At 66.0% G+C, this 20,576-nt stretch carries 15 protein-coding genes; 4 read left to right on the top strand and 11 right to left on the bottom strand.

What is annotated here, in order from left to right:
• The first annotated feature begins 11 nt into the window (after window positions 1–11).
• Complete coding sequence (gene mnmD, locus AAV94_RS04305; protein ID WP_046741102.1) at window positions 12–1,994, top strand: tRNA (5-methylaminomethyl-2-thiouridine)(34)-methyltransferase MnmD; 1,983 nt, start codon at window positions 12–14, stop codon at window positions 1,992–1,994.
• Here mnmD and AAV94_RS04300 read toward each other — a convergent pair.
• From AAV94_RS04300 to AAV94_RS04290, 3 genes are all read right to left on the bottom strand, one after another.
• Window positions 1,985–6,394, bottom strand: a complete 4,410-nt coding sequence (locus tag AAV94_RS04300) for a translocation/assembly module TamB domain-containing protein (RefSeq protein ID WP_046741101.1) — start codon at window positions 6,392–6,394, stop codon at window positions 1,985–1,987. The genes mnmD and AAV94_RS04300 overlap by 10 nt on opposite strands.
• A 39-nt stretch (window positions 6,395–6,433) precedes the next feature.
• Window positions 6,434–8,374, bottom strand: a complete 1,941-nt coding sequence (locus AAV94_RS04295; RefSeq protein ID WP_084824733.1) for an autotransporter assembly complex protein TamA — start codon at window positions 8,372–8,374, stop codon at window positions 6,434–6,436.
• A 198-nt stretch (window positions 8,375–8,572) separates the two neighbouring features.
• Entirely contained in the window at window positions 8,573–9,781 is a 1,209-nt protein-coding gene (locus tag AAV94_RS04290; protein ID WP_046741100.1) for a M20 aminoacylase family protein, read from the bottom strand.
• A 201-nt stretch (window positions 9,782–9,982) separates the two neighbouring features.
• Here AAV94_RS04290 and AAV94_RS04285 point away from each other — a divergent pair, with 201 nt between their 5' ends.
• The 3 genes from AAV94_RS04285 to AAV94_RS04275 all read left to right on the top strand — a co-directional run bounded on the left by AAV94_RS04285 (window position 9,983) and on the right by AAV94_RS04275 (window position 13,242).
• Window positions 9,983–11,209, top strand: a complete 1,227-nt coding sequence (locus AAV94_RS04285; RefSeq protein WP_046741099.1) for a DUF445 domain-containing protein — start codon at window positions 9,983–9,985, stop codon at window positions 11,207–11,209.
• Between the two features lie 94 nt (window positions 11,210–11,303).
• Window positions 11,304–12,737, top strand: a complete 1,434-nt coding sequence (locus AAV94_RS04280; protein WP_046741098.1) for an MFS transporter — start codon at window positions 11,304–11,306, stop codon at window positions 12,735–12,737.
• Between the two features lie 52 nt (window positions 12,738–12,789).
• Window positions 12,790–13,242 (top strand): acyl-CoA thioesterase, encoded by a 453-nt coding sequence (locus tag AAV94_RS04275; RefSeq protein ID WP_046741097.1) that lies wholly within the window; start codon window positions 12,790–12,792, stop codon window positions 13,240–13,242.
• 42 nt (window positions 13,243–13,284) lie between these two features.
• On the opposite strand, the gene AAV94_RS04270 is transcribed toward AAV94_RS04275, so the two are convergent.
• The 8 genes from AAV94_RS04270 to mbhE are packed head-to-tail and all read right to left on the bottom strand — an operon-like array spanning window position 13,285 to window position 20,391.
• Window positions 13,285–14,679, bottom strand: coding sequence for an SLC13 family permease (locus AAV94_RS04270; protein WP_046741096.1), 1,395 nt, complete (start codon window positions 14,677–14,679; stop codon window positions 13,285–13,287).
• Complete coding sequence (locus AAV94_RS04265; protein ID WP_046741095.1) at window positions 14,669–15,064, bottom strand: cation:proton antiporter; 396 nt, start codon at window positions 15,062–15,064, stop codon at window positions 14,669–14,671. The genes AAV94_RS04270 and AAV94_RS04265 overlap by 11 nt, the downstream gene beginning before the upstream one ends.
• Before the next feature lie 4 nt (window positions 15,065–15,068).
• Window positions 15,069–15,368 carry a monovalent cation/H+ antiporter complex subunit F gene (locus AAV94_RS04260; RefSeq protein ID WP_046741094.1) on the bottom strand — a complete coding sequence of 100 codons (300 nt, stop codon included), beginning with the start codon at window positions 15,366–15,368 and terminating at the stop codon, window positions 15,069–15,071.
• The gene (locus tag AAV94_RS04255; protein WP_084824732.1) at window positions 15,365–15,712 is read right to left on the bottom strand and encodes a Na+/H+ antiporter subunit E; all 348 of its coding nucleotides are present in this window, start codon (window positions 15,710–15,712) and stop codon (window positions 15,365–15,367) included. The genes AAV94_RS04260 and AAV94_RS04255 overlap by 4 nt, the downstream gene beginning before the upstream one ends.
• Complete coding sequence (locus AAV94_RS04250) at window positions 15,709–17,226, bottom strand: proton-conducting transporter transmembrane domain-containing protein (protein WP_046741092.1); 1,518 nt, start codon at window positions 17,224–17,226, stop codon at window positions 15,709–15,711. Before AAV94_RS04250 ends, AAV94_RS04255 begins: the two co-directional genes overlap by 4 nt.
• Window positions 17,223–17,627, bottom strand: a complete 405-nt coding sequence (locus tag AAV94_RS04245; protein WP_046741091.1) for an NADH-quinone oxidoreductase subunit K — start codon at window positions 17,625–17,627, stop codon at window positions 17,223–17,225. Before AAV94_RS04245 ends, AAV94_RS04250 begins: the two co-directional genes overlap by 4 nt.
• Window positions 17,624–18,070: an MnhB domain-containing protein gene (locus AAV94_RS04240; protein ID WP_046741090.1), complete on the bottom strand. Its 447-nt coding sequence runs from the start codon at window positions 18,068–18,070 to the stop codon at window positions 17,624–17,626. The genes AAV94_RS04245 and AAV94_RS04240 overlap by 4 nt, the downstream gene beginning before the upstream one ends.
• On the bottom strand, window positions 18,067–20,391 hold the full coding sequence (gene mbhE / locus AAV94_RS04235; RefSeq protein WP_046741089.1) for a hydrogen gas-evolving membrane-bound hydrogenase subunit E: 2,325 nt from the start codon (window positions 20,389–20,391) through the stop codon (window positions 18,067–18,069). Before mbhE ends, AAV94_RS04240 begins: the two co-directional genes overlap by 4 nt.
• Window positions 20,392–20,576: the final 185 nt, after the last annotated feature.

Below are 20,576 nucleotides of genomic sequence, written 5' to 3'. Positions count from 1 at the left end.
CCCGCTGCACCATGTCCGAACTCGACTGGCTGGCCGACGGCAGCCCGTACTCGCCCCGATTTGAAGACCGTTACCACAGCCATCAGGACGGCGGTCTGACGCAGTCGCGCAGCAGCTTTCTAAACGGCTGCGGGCTGCCGCGGGCGTGGCAGAGCCAGTCGCAGTGGCGCGTGCTGGAGACCGGTTTTGGTCTGGGGCTGAATTTTCTCGTGACCTGGCACGCCTGGCGCGCGGACCTGCAGCGCTGCACGTGCCTGCACTTCATCTCCACAGAGGCATATCCCGTCAGTGCGTCAGCGCTGCTGAGCGCAGCCCGGCAACGCTACCCGGCGCTGCTGCCGCTGGCGCAGCAGCTGGCCGCACAGTATGCCGAGCTGGACCTGCGCCAGGACGTGCACCGGCTGCGCTTCGATGGCGGGCGCGTGCTGCTGACGCTGGCCATTGGCGATGCACGCCAGTGGCTGCGCAGCGAAGGCTGGCAGGCCGACAGCATTTACCTTGATGGCTTCAATCCCGCCAAGAATCCGGACATCTGGAGCGCAGACACGCTCAAGGCCGTGGCACGCTGCAGCGTGCCCGGCCACACCCAGCTGGCTACCTGGTGCGTGGCGCGCAGCGTGCGCGACGCGCTGGCGCAGTGCGGCTTCCAGGTCGAACGCGTGCCCGGCACGCCACCGAAGAAACATAATTTGCGTGCACGTTACGCGCCCGCGTGGCCTGTACGCAAGAGGCCCGGCAGCGACGGGCCTCCACTGGCATTGCCGGCTGCGTTACGCAACGGCCCGCAGCGCCACTGCGTGGTGATCGGCAGCGGCATTGCCGGCGCCTGCATGGCACGCAACATGGCCGAGCATGGTTGGCACGTAACCGTGCTTGAGCGCGGCCCACAACCGGCCAGCGGCGCATCTGCCCTGCCGGCCGGGCTGTTCGCCCCGCACATCTCGCCAGACGATGCGCCACTTTCGCGCCTGAGCCGCGCCGGGGTGCGCGCAATGCGGCATGCTGCCTCACAACTGCTGCGCCACGGCATCGACTGGCAGGACAGCGGTGTGCTGGAACATCGCATCGGCAAAAAGCTCGGCCTGCCGGCGGCCGATCGCCAGATCGGCCCTCCCTCGTCGCGCCCTGCCTTGCAGGAGGAGGTTCAGGCCTGCGGGCTGCCACCTGAAGCGGCCACTGCCGCCGTGCTGCACACGCTGGCCGGCTGGCTCAGGCCTGCGGCATTGGTACAGGCCTGCCTCGCCCACCCGGCCATCCGGCTGCAGACGGGATGCGCGGTGCGGCAGGTGACACGCGCTGGTGCACATCCATCGGGGCGATGGCAGCTTGAGGGCGACAATGGCCTGCTGCTGGCGCAGGCAGATGTGGTGGTCATCGCCACCGCATTCGATGCGCTGACGCTGCTACGCACCAGCCTGGCCGGCCACTGCGATGGGCTGACGCTGCCGCTCAACGCGGTGCGCGGCCAGGTGGCCTGGGGCCATTGCCCGGCCGATGCAGCGTTGCCGCTGCCCGCGCGGCCCGTCAACGGCAAAGGTTCGTTCGTGTGTGTGCCCACCGGCGGCCTACACGACGCCAAACGGTTGTGGATCAGTGGCGGCACGTTCGAACGCGCGGCCCCCACGGAAGCGCCGGACGAAGCGGCCATCATCGCGGCAATGGCCGCCAACCGCGCCAGGCTGGCGAAACTGATGCCTGCCACTGGCCAATCGCTGGCTGACATGCTGTTTGCGACGCCCGTCTCGACCTGGGGCGGCGTGCGCTGCACGGTCCCGGACCGCACGCCGGTGTATGGGCCGGTACTGGTCAATGATCCCACCCTGCTGGTAGCGGCCGGTCTGGGCGCACGCGGCCTGACACTGGCCTGGCTGTGCGCGGAAGTCCTCACCGCCCAGCTGCATGCGCAGCCGCTGCCGGTGGCGGCAGATCTGGCACGGCGGATCGGCAGTCTGCGCTTTGCAGACGCGCCGCATTCCAAACCGCATCAATCGTAGGTCAGCGTGTAGATCAGGTCCACGGCCGTCTGCTCGCCCGTTTCGCCCCGCGCCGTCAGACGACGCGTAATGTCATAGAACACATACAGCGTGCTGGCGGCGCCCGAAAGACCGGCCTCATAGGTCACATACAGCTGATCCGACAGGCGCTTGCCGATGGACACACCGCTTTCGCTCAGGCCCACTTCGTCGAAACCCAGCCCCTGCGCAAGACTGTTGCCGACACTGCCTGCGAGCAAGCCCAGCGCCGCCTGCTGCATGGCATTGCCATCGCTGCCAGCGCCGGGAGCGCGCCCCAGTACCACCCACGACAGCGTCTCCGATTCCGGCAACGTGGGCTCTGAATACAGCTGCACACGTGGCGCCAGCGCGGTGCCCGTGACACGTACCCCCGCACGGATGTTGTCCGGCAGGTTGGGACGCAATGCCAGCAGGTTCAGCGACGGGTTGGTCATCGGCCCGCTGAACAGCACCAGGCCGGTCTCGACATCCAGCGCCTGCCCGAAAGCCCGGTAACGCCCTTCGTCCGTGCGGATTTCGCCGACGATGCTGACCGGATCATTACCGCTGGTGGCACTGCGGATGGTGAGCTCACCTTCCAGCCGCGTGGTGATGCCATAGCCCTGCAGCGCAAAGTCCCGCCCCAGGTTGAGGGTGATGGCCATGTCCATCGGTTGCGCAGTCGTGAGCTGCCCGCGTGGCAGCGGCACCTCGTTTTCCGCCGTCTCGCCGCGAACCACCACGACATCGCTGCCCAGCGTCGGCGCCCCGGACTCCGGCAGCGTGATCGACGCACGGTCTACGTTCACATTGCCACGCACCCGCAGCGCGCCATCGCTCAGGCCCGCGGCAAGCTCGCCGCTGATGCTGACCTGCCGGTCGTTGCGCACGAGCACCTGCATGGCATCGAGCTGCGCGCGCACATCCATGGCAATGCCGGTCTGCCCCGGCGCGGCGTTGGCCACGCCGCTCCAGTCGATGGTGCCGCTGGCCGTCATGCTGCCACGCTCGGTAGGCGCTGGCGTGCGGTTGCCACTCAGGCCTCGCACGTAGGCGTTGCTGCCAGTGCCGCCCTGAAACGTCAGCGACTCGATCAGCAGGCGATTGCCCTGCAGGTCTGCGCGCAATTGTCCCTCGTGCAGGTCAACACCATCCAGTACGGAACGCAGGTTGAGGCTATCGGCGCGGATGGGGCCCTGCAATTGCGGCGCCTGCACCGTGCCGGCCAGTGCAACGTCGGCAGACAGTGCGCCCGTGATACGCCAGCCCGGTGGTGCCAGGGCCCCCCACAGACTCAGGTCCGGCAGCTGCGCCTGGACGCGGCCAGACAGTGGCGCCTGCGGCGGCAGGCTCCAGCTGCCGCCCTGGCGCGCCAGCGTGGTCCGTGCCTGCCCGTTGATGACACCGGCACGGGCTGTGTCCCAGGTCAGCGCGACCTCGACATCCTGCCCCTGCGACTGCGCACGCAGCTGCATTGCGCGGATGCCTGCTGCCAGGCCCGGTGGCTGGCCATCGGCGGTGCTGCCCGCTGGTTGCTGCACGTCGGTCAGCCATATATCGCCCTGGCTGCGTTGCAGCACGGCCTGCAATTGCAGGGTGTCGGCCAGCTCTACATCCCAGCTGCCGTCCAGCACCAGCGTGGAGCGCACACCTGCGTTGCGCAGCGGTGGATTGTCGGCAAGCAGCCCGTCAATCCAGGCCGGCACCAGTCCCTGCAACTGTCCACGCGTCTGCAGCGTGATCGCACCTCCTGGCGCCTGGGCAAAGCGCAGCGGTTCCCAGCGCAGTGTCAGCGCCTCGCCTCGCGCCGCCACTTCCGCTGGAGGCATCAGGCGTGCCTGGCCTGCACTTGTCGTCAGCTGCAACCGGTTGCCCGTTTGCACCGTAACCTGCAGGCCCTCATCAACCTGTAGCTGCCACGGCTGCGCGTGCTGCGGCAATGTGGCCGCACCCGCCAGGCGTTCGATCGCGATCTGCCACTGCGGCTGGCTGCTACCACCCTGCTGCCGCAACGCCGCCTGTGCCTGGGCGTTGGCCTGAATGCCGTTGGCGGTGGCATCTAGCCGGGCGGCCAGCGTGGCCGCAGCCAGATTGCCTTGCAGGTTCACATCCAGCGACCGTACGTCGATCGCGGTGCCGCCAGCCTGTGCGCCTTCGGCTGCCGGCATGACAAGCTGCAGTCCATCGCTCTGCGCCTGCAGGTGCATGCGCAACTGCGGCTGTGCGGCGGGGCGCTGCAGCCCTTCGAGCCACTGTTGCCAGCCGCCCTGCCAGTCGGCGCGGATGCTGGTTGCGCCCTGCGCCTGCAACGCAGGTACCATTTGTGCTGCCATTGGCAGGTCATGCAGCCACGCAACGAACTGCTCTGCGGAAGCAATGTCCAACTCCAGCCGTCCACTGCCGTCGGTCTTGTGCATGCGGGTGTCGGCCTGCATCTGCAGCCCCGGTGCCTGCGCGGTCCATGCAGCTTCGATCTCCGCGGCATCTGGCAGGGCCACGCGCACGCCACTGGAGTCGACCCTCGCCTGGAATGCGTCCAGATGCACGCGCTCGATCTGCAACTGCTGCGGCGTCCACTGGCCCTTGGTCTGGATGGCGCGTACATCCCACTGACCGCGTCGGCGGCCCGCGGCATTGCCCGTCACGCCCTGGCTGGCGATGTCCACGTCGAAGGCCACAGAGCTGCCGAGCTGGCCTGCGGCGGTCAGGCTACCGCCCAGGTCCGGTACCTGGCCTGCCGCCAGTTCACTGTGCATCTGCACCAGCGGCAGCGCCTGCACCAGCCCTTGCACCTCCAGCGCACGGGTCTGCGGCGCGTAATGCCCCTGCAACGTCACGCTTCCATCGCCGATGTGCGCCTGCAGCGTCTCGGCGCTCCAGCGCTCGGGCGTGATCTGCGCCTTGGCAAGCAATTCACGCACCGGCAGGCGCTGCTGGTCAAGCATGCCCGGCTGGGCATTGCTGAGGTCGGCGGCCACGGCCCAGCGTGCCTGCGCCAGATCCGCGGGCACGGGCGCGCCGCCATCCAGCGGCGCCAGGGAGACAGTGCCGCCAAGCTGCGTCTGCGGCAGCGTGCGCATCAGTGCCTGCATGTCAACCGCCTCCAGCGCCAGCGATGCCTCGGCCTGCGCCAACTGCTGGGGGTCCGCCTGCCCCCGCAGGGTGACGCGGCCAGGCTCGCGCTCGCCAGCAGCAGCCAGCAGCAGCTGCAACTGGGCAATGCGCAGCTGCGTGGGGGCGTAAGCCATATCAGCCTGCAGTTGCTGGACCGGCAGCAGGCCTTCGTCCCACTGACCCGCACTGGCGTTGCGCACATCCGCTTGCAGCTGCCATGCCTGCTGTGCCTCGGCAGCGGCCAGGGGGCGCAGCTGCAACGTGCCGTTCACGTCGGTGTGCGGCGCAGCGGCGGCAAAGGCCTGGGCATTGAGGTGCGCCAGCGCGAGTTCCGCCTGCTGCACTGGCTGGCTGCGCCAGGGGTGCAGTTCCGCCTGTCCCTGCAGCTGTGCCGGGGCGCCCGCCGCATCGGCCGTGCCCTCCTGCAGCGTCAGCAAGTCATCTCCCTGCGGCACTGCGGTGGAGAGGGCCTGCTCACGCGCGTCCAGGCGCACCTGCAGCTGCGCCGCCTCCCCCCCGGCCAGTGAGCCGTCGGCCTGCAGCACCGCGTGCAGGGTGGCTGGCGCCTGCGGCGCGAGATTGCGCAGCCACGCGCCCACGCGGGCCTGCACGTCCAGCTGCTGCGCATGCAACCGCAGCCGGCCCCGGAGGCGGCTGTCCTGGTATTGCAGACTGTCAAGTTGCAGCGCATGCCAATCGTGGTCGTAGCTGTACTGCGCCGCCACGTTCTCGATCGTCTGCGTGGCAGCGGTGCCGTCCTGCGCGACGGTCTCGATCTCGACGCTGCCAACGCGCAGCGGCAGCGTGACGGCGATGGGCAGCGTGAGCTGCTCGGGCATGCGAAACGGCGGGCCTTCTGGTTCCGGCGTTTCAGGCTGTGGCGTCAGCCGGACGTGAATACGCTCGGCCTGCAACGTGCGAACGTGCAAGGCACGGTGCCACAGCTGGGACAGCGACCAGTCGAGCGTGAAATCCTGCACCTCGACTTGCGTGCCCGGCATCGCGTAGCGCAGACGGGTGATATGGCCGCCGCCAGAGATAGAGCCCTGCACGCCCTCGTACTGCAATGTCTGCCCCTGCGGCAGCAAGCGCTGCGCCAGCGCCAGCGCGCCGGCCAGTGACTGGCTGGAGGAGGCCCACCAGAGCAGGCCGCCGATTGCCGCTGCGACGACCAACAATAGCGCGACAAGCAGCCACAGCAGGCGCCGCAGCCAGCGCCTGCGTGGCGGTGTGGCAGGCGCGCTGGCGACGTGTTGAAAGGATGGGTCGGGAGATTGATCAGTCATGGCAAATGGCAACCTGCGCAGGGGATGCGCACTGCTGCGTCAGAAAGTAAAGCCCAGGCGCAGGTGCAGCCGCAGTTGTTCCTTGTCGATACCGTAGGCCACGTCGGCCTGCATGGGACCGACGGGGCTGTTCCAGCGGATGCCCGTGCCGACGCCGGTGTACAGCGACACCGCGTCGATGTCATTGGAGACGAAGCCCGTATCGACGAACAGCGCGTATTCCCAGTCGGTCTGGTTGCCGAACATCGTCATCGGCCGCTGCCACTCGACACTGCCCACGCCCAAATAGCGCCCGCCATAGAGCCGCCCGCTTTCGGAGCGCGAGCCGATGCTCTCGTAGCCATAGCCGCGCACCGTGGTATCACCACCAGTGAGAAACAGCAGCGTGGCAGGCACTTCAGTGCCATCGTCGGCCCAGATCGCCCCGACATCGCTGCGCAGCGCAATGCGGCTGCGCCGCCCGACCTCGTTGGCCGCGCCGACCGGCAGAAGATACAGCCCGCGCAGGTGGGTGCGCAGGAAAGGTTCACGCTGCGGCGTGAGGGTAAAGCCGATGCCGCCTTCGGCACCGATGCCAAAGCCTTCGGTGGGGTTGTTGCGGTTGTTGAAGTAGCGCCCCGTCCACGCGTAGTTGGCCATGATCGACGACGAACTGCCCGGCGCATCCCCGCCCTCGACCTTGGAGAAGTCGTACTGCAGGTAGTAGCGCCGGTCGATGTGGCCGACCTGCTTGCTGCGCCCGCCGACGACGGACACCGAATTGGCCTTGAAATCACCGATTTCCGAGCGACCCAGCTCACCGCCGGTGAACCACGACCAGCCTTCGCGATTAGGCATGGCCGTCCAGAGTGTGGACGCTTCCTGCGTGTGCTGGTCCAGCGCGAGCCGGCTGACGGCACGCCAGCCCAGCGGCCAGAGCTTGTTGTGGGTGTGATCGATCGACAGGCGCGGCCCCGCGTCCGTCGTCAAGCCGACACCGAACACCACCTTCTGGTACTTGGCCTCCCGCACCCGCGCGATGACGGTGGCATGGTCCGGATCGCTTTGCGTGTCCAGCATCAGAAAGGCGGAATCGAAATAACCGCTGGCAGCCAGGCGCTGCTGGGCATCGAGCAAGGCCTCTTCACTGTATTCCTGTCCTTCCGGGATGCGGGCGATGTTGCGCACACCCTGCGGGTCATACCGCTGCACACCTTCGAGTTGCAGGTCGCCAAACCGGTAGAGTGGCCCAGCGTCATAAAGCACGTACAGGCTGGCCGTGTTGTCCTCGGCGCGCACGCTCGCCTGGCTCTGGGCGATCTGCGCGGTGGGATAGCGCAACTTCTGCAACTCGCGCAGCCCCCGGCTCTTGGCTGAGTCCCAGTCGCTCTGGGTAAAGCCGCTGCCCGTCGTCAATGACCAGCCACTGACGATGCGCTCACGCTGCCCTGCGGCGCGGGCGTCGCTGTTCATCGGCTCCGCAAACGCGACCGTGCGCTCGGCCACCGTGGTCTGCGGCCCAGGCTCAACCTCAATGACGATGGTGCGGGGCGGCTGGACACCAGCCTGCGCTTGCTCCACACGCAGCGAAAGGGTCGGATTGAAGTAACCCAGCGCTGCGAGCAGATCGCGCGCATTCTCATCGGCCTCGGCCAACAATCGATTGAACTCCGTCTCCCGCAGATCGGGAAAACGGGTATAGCGCTGCAGGGTCAGATGGCGCTCGAGATGACTGGCGATGCCGCCGTCGTCACTGCGCACGTCGATGTCAAAGGACGGGTCAGCCTGTGTCACGACAATGCCTGACGGATCCTCCTGGGCAGAATCCGCAGCGTCCGCCCCACCAAGCCCCGCGCACCCCTGCAACCCCAGCGTGACACAGGCCAGCGCCAGCGCGCCACGCCCCCGCCATCGCTGGCGCGGCGCCGCACACCAGCGCGCAGTCGCCACATGGGCCGCAGGTTTCAGACCGGGAAAGGAAAATGCAATCGGGCGGATCATGCGCGGTATTCTGACATTGGCTGACATCGCCGCTGTCAGGCGAACCCGCTTTCAACAGGGATTTCGTCGCGTCGGGCCAGCGTGACCGCGTGAACAAAGGTCAAAAACTGGCCAGGCACTGCGGGCGAGACGCCCGGCGCTGCGCCATGCCGCCCCGTGCAGGCCAACGCGACGAGCGCAAGGTCCGTCAACAGATGTTCAAGCCGGCTCGGCAAACCAACGCTCGGCCAGGCGCACCCAGAACGTTGCGCCCAGCGGCAGCAGCGCGTCGTTGAAGTCGTAACTGGGGTTGTGCAGTGTGCACGGCCCCGCGCCATGGCCGGCGTCGCGATGGGCGCCATCCCCATTGGCGATGAAGCAGTAGGCACCGGGTCTTTCCTGCAGCATGAAGGCAAAGTCCTCGGCCGCCAGCGATGGCTCCTGCTCCAGCGCATTGTCGGCACCGACCACTTCAGCCATGACACGGCGCGCAAATGCCGCCTCTGCGGCCGTGTTGACGGTGGCAGGATAGTTGCGAACGAAGGAGAAGTCGGCCTCGCAATCAAAGGCGCCTGCCAACTCATGGGCGATCTTGCGCATGCGTTGCTCGATCAGATCCAGTACCTCCACGCGGAACGTGCGCACCGTCCCGCGCAGCGTACAGGCATGGGGCACGACGTTGGTCGCCTCGCCGCCATGCACCATGGTCACGGACACCACGGCCGCATCCAGCGGTTTGACATTGCGGCTGACGATGGTCTGGAATGCCAACACCATCTGGCAGGCCACCGGCATCGGGTCGATGGTCATGTGCGGCATCGCCGCATGGCCGCCCTTGCCCCGCAGCGTCACACTGAACTCGTTGGAAGAAGCCATCACCGGCCCGGCGCTGGCGGCCATGGTGCCCGCCCGCATGCCCGGCCAGTTGTGCATGCCGAACACGGCCTGCATCGGGAACTGCGTGAACAGCCCCTCCTTGACCATTTCCCGCGCGCCGCCGCCGCCTTCTTCGGCCGGCTGGAAAATCAGATAGACCGTGCCGTCGAAATGCCGGTTGTGACCGTGCGCCCAGTACTGCGCAGCCCCCAGCAGCATGGTGGTATGTCCGTCATGGCCGCATGCGTGCATCTTGCCGGGATTGCGGCTGGCATGCGGGAAGCGGTTGAACTCCTGCATCGGCAGCGCATCCATGTCGGCGCGCAGGCCGATGGCCCGGCCACTGGCCCCGCCGTCGCGCCCATGCACGATGCCGACCACCCCGGTCTTGCCCAGCCCCCGGTGATGCGGGATGCCCCATTGCGTCAGGCACTCGACCACCCGATCGGCGGTGCGTAGTTCCTCGAAGCACAGCTCCGGATGGGCATGCAAATCACGGCGGATAGCGACCAGCTCCTCGCGTTGGTGGACAATGGCGTCGATCAATTGCATACGTCTTGCTCTCTGGCCGCAAGCGGCGCACTGTGAAACCGAGGGTGTGTCCCGCCCTGCCCAACGCAGAGCCAGCCAAGGCAATGGCTCCACTATCAGGGCTCTGTTTTTGGCAGGAATTCGGGCAACCAGTTTAGCCGCAACTGCGCTGCGGGCGCCAGCGTACAAGCCCCAAGAACGCGATTACGACGCTCCGACTGCATGCGCCATTTCCTCGCTCCAGCCCTGCTGCTGCTTGTCACGCTCCTCTACATCGTCGCCACCGCGCTGCGGCAGCACCATCCTGTCTGGCCCTATGTCGCCGCCTTTGCCGAGGCGGGCATGGTCGGAGCATTGGCCGATTGGTTTGCAGTCGTGGCGCTGTTTCGCCATCCCATGGGGCTGCCCATCCCGCACACAGCCGTGCTGGCCAGAAACCAGCAGCGCCTGGGCGATGGCCTGGCGGAATTTCTTGACCGCAACTTTCTCGGCGGTGCGCATGTGCGCAGCCGCCTTGCGCAATGGGATGCAGCCGCCTGGCTGGCCGACTGGCTGCAAAAGCCGGAGAACCTGCGCACACTCACACAGCCGCTGCTGGCGACGGCCCGGTTTGGCTTTGACGCCATGGACGACGCGCGTGTGCGCGCCTTCTTCACGCGCAATGTCCGCACTGCGCTGCAACAGGTGGATGTCTCGGCCAGCGCCGCATCCCTCCTGGATGCGCTGACCGCCGAGCAACGCCACCAGGAACTGCTCGATGAAATCCTCTCGCAGCTGGGCCGGCTGATCGAGAGCGAGACGGCGCAACAGGAAATCACCCAGGCCATTGCGCGCGAACTCAAGGCGCTGCGCTATCTGGCGCTGGATCAGGCGGCGGCGCGACTGACCACCCGCAAGATCCTGCGCGCAGTCGCGCGCAATCTCGCAGAGATGGGCGAGTCGCCCGAGCACCCGTTGCGCCAGCGTTTCGACCACACCATCCACGACTGGATCACGCGTCTCAAGCAGGATCCGCAACTGCAGAAGCGCGCCAGCCAGATGCGCGACCATCTGCTGGAGCATCCGGCGCTCAATACCTATCTCGACAAGGTCTGGTCCGACATGCTGCGCTGGCTGGCTGGTGATCTTGCGCGGCCCGAATCACGCACGCGTCAGCGCCTCGAAGCCAGCCTGTCCCACCTCGGGCGTGAACTACAGAACAACGCGGAAATGCGCCACTGGATCAACGCCCAGGTGCAGGAAGTCGGCCCGCAGATCATCGAACGTTACCGCCCTGCGATGCGCCGTTACGTCAGCGAACGCGTGGGTCAATGGAACACGCGCGAATTGATCGAAGAGGTCGAAAGCCACCTGGGCCGTGACCTGCAATACATTCGCATCAACGGCACGCTGGTCGGTGGCCTTGTGGGGTTGATCATCCATACCGTCACCCAGTGGGTTCTGGCATAGCGTAGACCGTCTGCAAGCAGGCACACCCTACAGCAGGCTTGCGCGCAATCACCGACAATCGCCGCTTTGCAGCCCGTTATCCGCCCCCTCCTGCATGCATTCTCCGTTCAGCACCGTGACTGCCCCCGCCGATGGCCTGCCTGCCGCGCAACGCCACCGCGCGGTGCTGGTGATTCTGCTGGGGCTGGTGCTGGTGGTGCTGGACGTATCGCTCATTACGCTGGCCTTGCCGCGCATTGCCACCGCGCTCGGTGCCACTGCGGCGGCCACCGTCTGGGTCGTTACCGGCTATCAACTGGCAGTACTTGGCCTGTTGCTGCCCATGGCTTCGCTGGGCGAGCGCATCGGTTACCGGCGCGTGTACCTGGCCGGCATGGTGCTGTTCGGTGCTGGGGCACTGTGCTCGACGCTGGCGCAAAGCCTCTGGCAGTTGGTGCTGTGCCGCATTGTGCAGGGCGTGGCCGGTGCCGCAGTCATGGGCGTCAATGCGGCGCTGGTGCGACAGGTGTATCCCAGTGCATTGCTTGGCCGGGGCATCGCACTGAACTCGCTGACGGTGGCCGTCTCATCGGTCGCAGGCCCCTCGATTGCCGCAGCCATCCTCTCCGTGGCGGACTGGCACTGGCTGTTTGGCATCCATGTACCGCTGGCAGCGCTGGTGGTGTGGTTGGGGCGACGCGCGCTGCCAGCCAGCGAGCGCAGCGCGCATGCGCCGCTTGCATGGCTGGACGTGGTACTCAACATGGTGGCTTTCGGGCTGCTTTTCTGGGCCATTGATGGGCTCGCCACACACGGCATGGCTGCGTGGCAGCTGACCGATAGTGGCAAGCGCAGCGCAACCGCGCTTTTGCTGGCACTGGTTGTGTGGGCATGGTACGTGCGGCGCCAGTGGCACCGGCCTGACCCGCTGCTGCCGCTGGATCTGCTGCGCATTCCGGTATTCGCCTTGTCGATGTGCGCCTCCGTGATGGCGTTCTGTGCACAGATGCTGGCGTTCATCGCCCTGCCTTTCCTGGCACTGAGCCTGCTGCATTACCCTCCGCTGAAGACCGGCGTGCTGGTCAGCATATGGCCCATCTGCATCGTCATCAGCGCACCTATCGCCGGACGGTTGATTGGACGCGTGCCCGGCGGGCTGCTTGGCGGCATCGGCATGGCACTCATGGCGCTGGGTCTGGCCATGCTCGCGCTGCTACCCCTAGATGCGCCGTTCTGGGCCATGGCCAGCGCGCTGGCGCTGTGCGGGGTGGGATTCGGACTCTTTCAGTCGCCCAACAACCACATCATCCTCACTAGCGGACCGCGCCGTCGCAGCGGCGCGGCAGGCGGCATGCTGGGCACGGCACGCCTGACCGGGCAGTCACTGGGGGCGGCACTGGCGGCCGGGGTGTTCGCCCTGTGGCCACCACCGCAGGCCACCAGTGGGCCTGCAATGGCTTTCGCCTTGGCGACAATGTTCTCGATACTCGCGGCCATCGCCAGCGCGATGCGGCTGAAAATGCCCGCATCCGCCTCGCCCACGCCCTGACAGCACGCTGTGGGCACAGCCGTCGAGAGCCCTGCACGTCCTGCGCCCACCCATGCACACATCCGCCCATCTCCCGCAACCCGAAGGCCGCGACCGGTACGCCGCTTTCGAGCCCATCACCACGCGCTGGAGCGACAATGACATCTACGGCCATGTCAACAACGTCGTCTACTACAGCTGGTTCGATACCGCCGTCAACGCACACCTGATCCGCCACCGTGCGCTGGATCTCGATCACGGCAGTGTGATCGGACTGGTGGTCGAGACGCAGTGCAACTACTTTGCGCCGCTGGCGTTTCCGCAAAGGGTCGATGCCGGCCTGCGTGTGACACGAATTGGGCGCTCCAGCGTGCGCTACGAGGTGGGCATCTTTGCAGAAGGCGCGCCGCTGTGCGCTGCACGCGGGCACTTCGTACACGTGTATGTCGATCGCAGCTCGCGCCGCCCCACCGCGCTACCTGAGGCACTGCGGACACGGTTGCAGCAACTTACCCTGCCGGGCTGACTGAACTCCGAATCAGACCCGGCAGCAGCCCCGTGGCGTTGCCTACATCAGGAAGAAGTAAGCCCACAGCGTGATGACTGCCACGCAGAACACGTTCAGCACCGCGCCAACGGAGATCATCTCTCGCTGTCTGATCAGTCCTGTACCAAACACGATGGCATTGGGAGGCGTGGCCACTGGCAGCATGAAGGCACAGGACGCGCCAATGCCGATGACCAGCACCATCACCTCGCGCGGCATGCCCATCTCCACCGCAATGGCGGCAAACACCGGCACCAGCAGCGCTGCGGACGCGGTATTGCTGGTGAATTCGGTCAGGATATTGATGAACACCGCCACGATCAGAATCACCAGCAGCGGATGCGCGTCGCCAAAAGTCTGCGCGACCTGCTGACCCAGCACCAGAGAAGTGCCGGAGCTTTGCAGCAGCGCGCTCAGCGTCAGCCCGCCGCCGAAGAGAAACAGCACCCCCCACTCGGTATTGTCAGACACCTGCTTCCAGGTAGCCGTGCCCGTGACCACCACCGCAATCGCCGCAAGCAGCGCAATCCAGCTGTCGGTCGAGGTAATACCCAGCCAGCTGGAGATCCAGGAGCTGCAGATCCAGGCTGCAGCCGTGCAGACGAAGATCAGCATGGCGATCACACGCAACGGCGTCCAGGGAATCTCTTCGATCTCGACTTGCACCTTGCGGTTAAGGTTGGGCCGCAGCACGACGAACATCGACAGCAGCATCAGCGGCAGCAGCACCAGCATCATCGGCAGTCCCACGCGCATCCAGCCGGCGAAGTCCATGTCCAGCGCCCGTGCGGCAATGGCATTGGGCGGCGAGCCTACCAGCGAGCCCAGACCACCGATGCTGGCCGAATAGGCAATCCCCAGCAAGATGAAAACAAACGTGCTGCGATCCTTCTCCCTGTCCAGCGTGGTCAACATGCCCAGCGCCAGCGGCAGCATCATTGCTGCGGTTGCGGTATTGCTGATCCACATCGACAGAAACGCCGTGACCGCAAAAATGGCCAGCGTAGCGATGGCGAGGTTCGAGCCCGACATAGCAATCAGCCACATCGCGATCTTCTTGTCGAGCTTCTGGCTGTGCAGCGCCGTGGCCAGCGCAAAGCCGCCAAAGAACAGGAAGATGATGGGATCGGCAAAGGTGCTCAGCGCACTTTTGGTGGTCACATCTGGCATGCCAATGGCCACCGCAATGACCGGGATCATCAGCGCCGTCACCGTGATGTGTACCGCCTCGGTAAACCACATAATGGCCACGAACAGCAGCAGCGCCAGCCCCTTGTTGACACTGTCCTCATAGGGCAGCGCCAGATACAGTAGATAGGACAGGCAGGCAGCCACCAGCAGTATCAGCTTGCCCTTGATCACGCCACGGGGCATGCGCCCGTCCATGCGCGCCAGCGCCTCGTTATCATTGCTCATCGCGGACTCCTCCAGATGCTTTTGATGAAGTGGAAATTTGGTCGGCACGCGGCAGCACACCACGCAGGGCATCGGCCTGCCCCAGACCTTGCAACGGTGTGCCACACAGGTAGATGGCGCGGCCCAGCAAATGCCCGGCCACGGGAACCGTGAAGATCAGAAAAACAATGGCCAGCGCTGCCACCACCAGGGTGCCGGTGCTGCCATTGGCCAGCGCTGCCCCCGCTACCAGCAAGCCTGCGCCAATGGTGCCGGCCTTGGTGCTGGCGTGCATGCGCTGCAGGGGGTCGTGAAAGCGCAGCACGCCCAGCGCTGCCGCAAACAGAAAGACAAATCCGGCCAACTTGAGCATCAGCGCGAGCAAGGCCACGACAAGGGTCAGCATGCCACTACCTCCGATGTGCGCGACGCTCTAGAAATGCCGCCAGGGCGCAGGTGCCCACGAAGCCGAAAATCGCAAGACCGAGGCCGACGTCAAGGAACTCGCGGCGCCCCGTCACCAGCATCACCAGTGCCGCGCAAGCAACCGCGATGCCCGAGAGCATGTCCAGCGCCACGAAGCGGTCCGCTACGCTCGGGCCCTTGAGCAGTCGCACCAGCGTCAACGCGATCGGCAGCGCCATGAGCACGAGCAGCCCCTGCGCGACAACGTCGACCAAACGGCTGCTCCACGCAATCCACTCGATCATGCTTCGATCTCCAAGATCACATCTTCGAAACTGCGGCGAATGCCATTGATCACCCCCTGCACATCGCTGCCGTCCAGGCAGTGCACATACAACGTGCGGTGGTCCTGGCTGACATGCAACGACGTGGTACCAGGCGTGAGCGACACCAGATTGGCCAACGTGGCAATCCCCATCTCGGTACGCAGGCGCAGCGGCATGGCGATGATTGCCGGTGCCAGCGCAGGCTGACGCGCAAACGCCGCCCGCGCCACGGCCCAGGACGACAAGGCCAGTTCACGCAGGAAAATCACAGCCAGCCTGAGGCAGGCCAGGCCTCGCCACAGCATTGCACGAAGCGACGTCATCGCCCTGCCTCCTGTCCGTGCGCACGCGCGCCAAACGTTGCCTGGATGTAGGGGCTGACATCTTCAAGTGACTGTGCTGCCAGGGTGGAGTACGCCACGAGCGTTTGCGGTGCCATGCCGATCCACACGGTAATGGTCGCCAGTGCGGCGATAGGCACCATCATGCTGAGCGGCAACCGACGCGGACGGGTGCGCAGCACCGGCGCGCGCTTCCAGAATGCCTCGATCCAAATCTTGCTCATCGAGAAAATCGTCAACAGGCCCACAAACAGCGCCACCGCAGCCAGCCAGCCGCCGCCAGCGCGCAGTGTCGCATCGATCACCAGAAACTTGGCCCAGAAGCCCGAAAGCGGCGGGATGCCCGCCAGCGAAAGCGCCGGAATGGCAAACAGCAAGGCCAGCAGCGGCTGGCTGCGCGCCAGCCCCCCCATGCGCCGCAGATCGTAGGTGCCGCTGGCACGGTACATCGCCCCCGCAATCAAGAACAGGTTGGCCTTGACGATGATGTGGTGCAGGATGTAGAAGATGCCGCCCGCCAGCCCTGCCGCCGAACCCAGCGCCAGCCCCAGCAGGATGTAGCCGATCTGGCTGATGATGTGAAACGACAGGATGCGCCGCACATCCCACTGCACGGCCGCACCGAACACGCCAAACAGCATGGTTCCCGCTGCCATCCAGGCCATCACATCGCGCAGCGCCGGGCCATTCTCGAGCAGCAAGGTAAACACGCGGTAGCAGGCAAACACGCCGACCTTGGTCAGCAGTCCGGCAAACAGGGCCAGCACTGCCACCGGCAGCGTGTGGTAGGAGGCAGGCAGCCAGAAGAACATCGGAAAGCAGCCAGCCTTGATGGCAAAGCCCACCAGGAAAAGCGCGGCCGACACCGCCAGCGCCGCCCGCATTGGCGTGGCGGGCAACACCTGCGCCAGATCTGCCATGTTGAGCGTGCCCGTAACGCCATACAGCAGGGCAATTGCCAGCAGGAACAACAGCGTGCTCAGCAGATTCAACACCGCGTACTTCATTGCGCCGTCGAGCTGGGCCCGGCCCTGATCGAGTACCAGCAGGCCCAGCGCGGCGATCAGCATGATCTCGAACCAGACGTAGAGGTTGAAGATATCCCCGGTCAGGAATGCGCCGTTGACAGCCGCCAGCATTGCCAGCAGAAGCGGGAAGACGCCGTTGCGCACATGGCGCTGGTGCGTGCTGGCAAGCCCGAAGATGCCCGCTGCCAGCGCCAGCACCGCGGTGATCACCACCATGGCCGCACCAAAGCGGTCGGCCACGAAGCTAATGCCAAACGGTGGCGCCCAGCCTCCGAAGGTGGTGGCCACCACGCCGTGGCGCTGCACCTGCACGAGCAACAGCCAGGCTGCGGCCAGCAAAAGCGTCAGTGCCAGCAAGTGCACGACCTGCTGCACGCGCGGCAGACGCCAGCACAGCATGCACACGGCAGCAGCCGTCAGCGGCAACAGGACCGGCCAGACAATGGCGTGCCCGATCAGCACATTCATGCGCGTTCTCCTGGCGTGGCATCGCGCCCATCCGCCGCCGACCAGGGGCTGCCCAGCGCCTCTGCGTCGCTCAGCGCACGGCTGTCGAGCGTGCCGCTGCTGCGCCATGTCCTCAATGCGAGTGCCGCGGTGAATGCCACCAGTGAGAAGCCAATGACAATGGCCGTCAGCACCAGCGCCTGCGGCAGTGGATTGGCCGCCCCCGCAGCCAGTGCGGTCTGGCCGTCCGCGATCACAGGCGGCGCATTGGCGTCAATGCGCCCGGCAAGGAAAATGGCCAGATTCACCCCTGCCGAAATCAGCATGACGCCGTACAGCATCCGCACGATGTGGCGCGAGAGCAGCAGATAAAGGCCAATGGCCATGATGGCAGCGACGCCGCCTGCATAGATCAGGCTCATCGGCATTGCTCCTGGTTCCCAGCCGCCAGGTCGCTGGTTGCATCCGTTTCATACAGGCGCAGGATCAGGCACAGCATGCCGCCCATCACTGCACCGTACACGCCGACGTCAAACACCAGCGTCGTACCGATCTTGAAACCGCTGTCGAAGATCAGCCACTGGTGCGCCAGAAACCCCTGCCCCAGCGCCATCCCCGGCAGACCGCTGAGGGCAGCCAGCGCCACCCCCAGGCCCGCCAGTGCCACCGGGTGCACGCGCAGCCTGCGCCGCGCAGCCTCCACGCCCTGCGCCATCGCCACCACACCAAATGCCATGGCCGCAACCAGCCCGCCGACGAAACCTCCGCCGGGCTGGTTGTGACCGCGCCAGAGGATGACCAGCGACGCCACCAGCATGGCCCAGAACAGCAGCCGGGTCGTTGTGCGAAAAATCAGCGAGGTCATGCCTTACCCTTTCTTTTCGTCAGGTGACGGTGGCGGCGCAGCAACCCCCAGGCGCCGAGCGTTGCCAGCGCCACCACGGTGATCTCCCCAAGCGTATCGAGCGCGCGATAGTCAACGATGATGACGTTGACCACGTTCTGCCCATGTGCATCCACGTAGCTGCTGGCGCTGAAGAACTCCGACAGTCGCATGTCAAACGGCTGCGCCAGCATGCTGGCCAGCGCCACGAACACCACCAGCCCGAACGCGACCGCAACCGCCGCATCCACCCGGCGCTGGCGGCGACTGCGGGTATGGGGCGCTGCGTCTGGCAGTCGCACCAGCACCGCCATCAGTACCACCAGCGCCAGCGTCTCAACGGCGAACTGCGTCAGCGCCAGATCTGGGGCGCCATGCAACAGGTAAAAGAGCGCCGAGCCATAACCAATTACGCCTACACCTACCAGTGCTGCCACCAGGCTGCGCGTGCGCACGGCCACCAGTGCGCCGATCACGCCAAAGGCCAGTAGCGCAGCAGACAGCGGCTGTACGCGCCCGCTCGCAACCAGCGGCTGCCACGAGGCCATCCGCACCAGCAGCCAAACCATCACTGCAACCAGTGCCACAGTGGTGAGCAATGTGTAGCGGCGCATGTCGCCGTTTTGCAGCCAGCGCGTACACACGCGTGCCAATGCCAGCAGCGCATCGACCACGCGCAAATACATGGCGTTGCCATCGATGCGCTGCAGCCAGCGCACTTGCAACAGTGCCATCTGGCAGCGCGGCCAGAGCGCCAGTACCACTGCGCCCGACACCAGAACCATTGCGGACAGCCCGAGCAACGGGGTCCAGCCATGCCACAGCGCCAGATGCACATCCAACGCCTGTGCCTGTATGGCACTGGCCGCCGGCACCAGCAGCCAGTGGCCCACCTGTGGCGCCAGTGCGCCAGCGAGCAAACCGGCGGCTCCCAGCAACAGTGGGCCGATGACCAGCCCCGGCGTCTCCCCGTGGTGCAGCGCATCCGCAGGCACCGTCCCGCGCCAGAATGGCCACCAGGCGATCATGCCGGCAATCGCCACCATCACGCCATTGACCCCCACAGCCACAGCCACCACCCACCAGCCTGCACCGCTGCCAAGCTGCGCCTCAAACAGCGCTTCCTTGGCCACAAAGCCGAACAAAGGAGGCAGCCCCGCCATCGACAAGCCTGCCAGCAGCGCCGCCGCCGCCGTCCACGGCAGCTGGCGCCTGAGTCCCCCCAGCGCGAGCAGCTCATTGGTGTGCGTGGCATGGATCACCGTGCCGGCAACGAAAAACAGTGCGGCCTTGTACAGTGCGTGCGCCAGGATGAAGACACACAGCGCCACCGCTGCCGAAGGCCCGCCCAGACCAAGCAGCATCACAAGGATGCCGAGTGAGGCCACCGTGGACTGCGCCAGCACCGCCTTGATCTCCCGTGCGCGCAAGGCCCCCAGTGCCGATACCAGCATGGTCAGGCAGCCCACTACCAGCAGCGTCGGCCCCAGCCACGCTACTGGCGCCAGCAGGGCATCAAAGCGTGCCAGCAGGTAGATGCCAAGCTTGACCATGGTGGCCGAATGCAGGTAGGCCGATGCAGGGGTCGGTGCCGCCATGGCCTGCGGCAGCCAGAAGTGAAACGGGAATTGCGCGGACTTGGTCAATGCGCCGAGCAGCAGCAATACCACGGCCGGCACCAGCCAGGCGCTGTCCAGCAACGCCGGCGCGCGCACAGCCATCTCGGAAAGGCGCCAGGTCTGCAACTGCATGCCCAGCAGCAGCAGGCTGGCAAGCAGCGCCAGCCCGCCACCAGCCGTGATGAGCAGCGATTGCAGCGCCGCCTTGCGCGCGGGCGCCGAGGTCGCGTGAAAGCCGATGAGCAGAAACGACAGCAGGCTGGTCGCTTCCCAGAACACGAACAGCACTATCACATCATCGGCAAGGACGGCCCCCAGCATGGCTGCCATGAAGAGCTGGATCAGCAATACGAAGCGCGCACGTTCACGCGTGCTCTCATGGGCAAAGTAGGCCGTCGCATACACCGTGACCAGCGTGCCGATGCCGGTGATCAGCAGCGCGAATAGCATGGCAAAGCCATCCAGCCGCAATGCCAACGCTACCCCCAGCGCCGGCACCCAGGGCACGGCCTGCAGTAGCACCTGCCCGTGCGCAGTGGCGGGCAACCATTGCAGCAAAAGGCACAACAGCGCCAGCGGCAGCAAGACCGGCAGATAGCGCGCGGCAGCCCATGGCAGCAGCGCCAGTCGCCATGCCACCCAAGGCCCCGCGCAGGCCAGCAGCAAAAAGGCAACCATCGTCATGCGCCGGCCTCGCGCGCTGCAGCAAAGCTGGCAACTGACGCAATCGCGTTCGGCCACGCATCGAGCCGGGCCAGAACAGTCAGAAAATGGGAAAAAGCGGGCGCCAGGCCCAGGCATGCAGGCCGCGAGGTCATGAGGTTCATACAGACACAAAAAATCTGCACTGGCGGCCCGACCAATGCAAA

Origin of the sequence: Lampropedia cohaerens (genome assembly GCF_001005215.1) — a bacterium.
Taxonomy (GTDB): Bacteria; Pseudomonadota; Gammaproteobacteria; order Burkholderiales; family Burkholderiaceae_C; genus Lampropedia; species Lampropedia cohaerens.
The sequence above is the reverse complement of the archived record's forward strand: the minus strand, read 5'-3'. Positions and strand labels throughout refer to the sequence as shown.

Excerpts from the sequence above, each read along its gene's own strand:
- mnmD (WP_046741102.1), top strand. The coding sequence starts at position 12 with ATGTCCGAACTCGACTGGCTGGCCGACGGCAGCCCGTACTCGCCCCGA.
- AAV94_RS04265 (WP_046741095.1), bottom strand. The coding sequence starts at position 15,064 with ATGCTGACCCTTGTCGTGGCCTTGCTCGCGCTGATGCTCAAGTTGGCC.
- AAV94_RS04240 (WP_046741090.1), bottom strand. The coding sequence starts at position 18,070 with ATGACCTCGCTGATTTTTCGCACAACGACCCGGCTGCTGTTCTGGGCC.
- AAV94_RS04285 (WP_046741099.1), top strand. The coding sequence starts at position 9,983 with ATGCGCCATTTCCTCGCTCCAGCCCTGCTGCTGCTTGTCACGCTCCTC.
- AAV94_RS04290 (WP_046741100.1), bottom strand. The coding sequence starts at position 9,781 with ATGCAATTGATCGACGCCATTGTCCACCAACGCGAGGAGCTGGTCGCT.
- AAV94_RS04260 (WP_046741094.1), bottom strand. The coding sequence starts at position 15,368 with ATGATCGAGTGGATTGCGTGGAGCAGCCGTTTGGTCGACGTTGTCGCG.
- AAV94_RS04255 (WP_084824732.1), bottom strand. The coding sequence starts at position 15,712 with ATGACGTCGCTTCGTGCAATGCTGTGGCGAGGCCTGGCCTGCCTCAGG.
- AAV94_RS04300 (WP_046741101.1), bottom strand. The coding sequence starts at position 6,394 with ATGACTGATCAATCTCCCGACCCATCCTTTCAACACGTCGCCAGCGCG.
- AAV94_RS04280 (WP_046741098.1), top strand. The coding sequence starts at position 11,304 with ATGCATTCTCCGTTCAGCACCGTGACTGCCCCCGCCGATGGCCTGCCT.
- AAV94_RS04245 (WP_046741091.1), bottom strand. The coding sequence starts at position 17,627 with ATGAGCCTGATCTATGCAGGCGGCGTCGCTGCCATCATGGCCATTGGC.
- AAV94_RS04275 (WP_046741097.1), top strand. The coding sequence starts at position 12,790 with ATGCACACATCCGCCCATCTCCCGCAACCCGAAGGCCGCGACCGGTAC.
- AAV94_RS04295 (WP_084824733.1), bottom strand. The coding sequence starts at position 8,374 with ATGATCCGCCCGATTGCATTTTCCTTTCCCGGTCTGAAACCTGCGGCC.
- AAV94_RS04250 (WP_046741092.1), bottom strand. The coding sequence starts at position 17,226 with ATGAATGTGCTGATCGGGCACGCCATTGTCTGGCCGGTCCTGTTGCCG.
- mbhE (WP_046741089.1), bottom strand. The coding sequence starts at position 20,391 with ATGACGATGGTTGCCTTTTTGCTGCTGGCCTGCGCGGGGCCTTGGGTG.
- AAV94_RS04270 (WP_046741096.1), bottom strand. The coding sequence starts at position 14,679 with ATGAGCAATGATAACGAGGCGCTGGCGCGCATGGACGGGCGCATGCCC.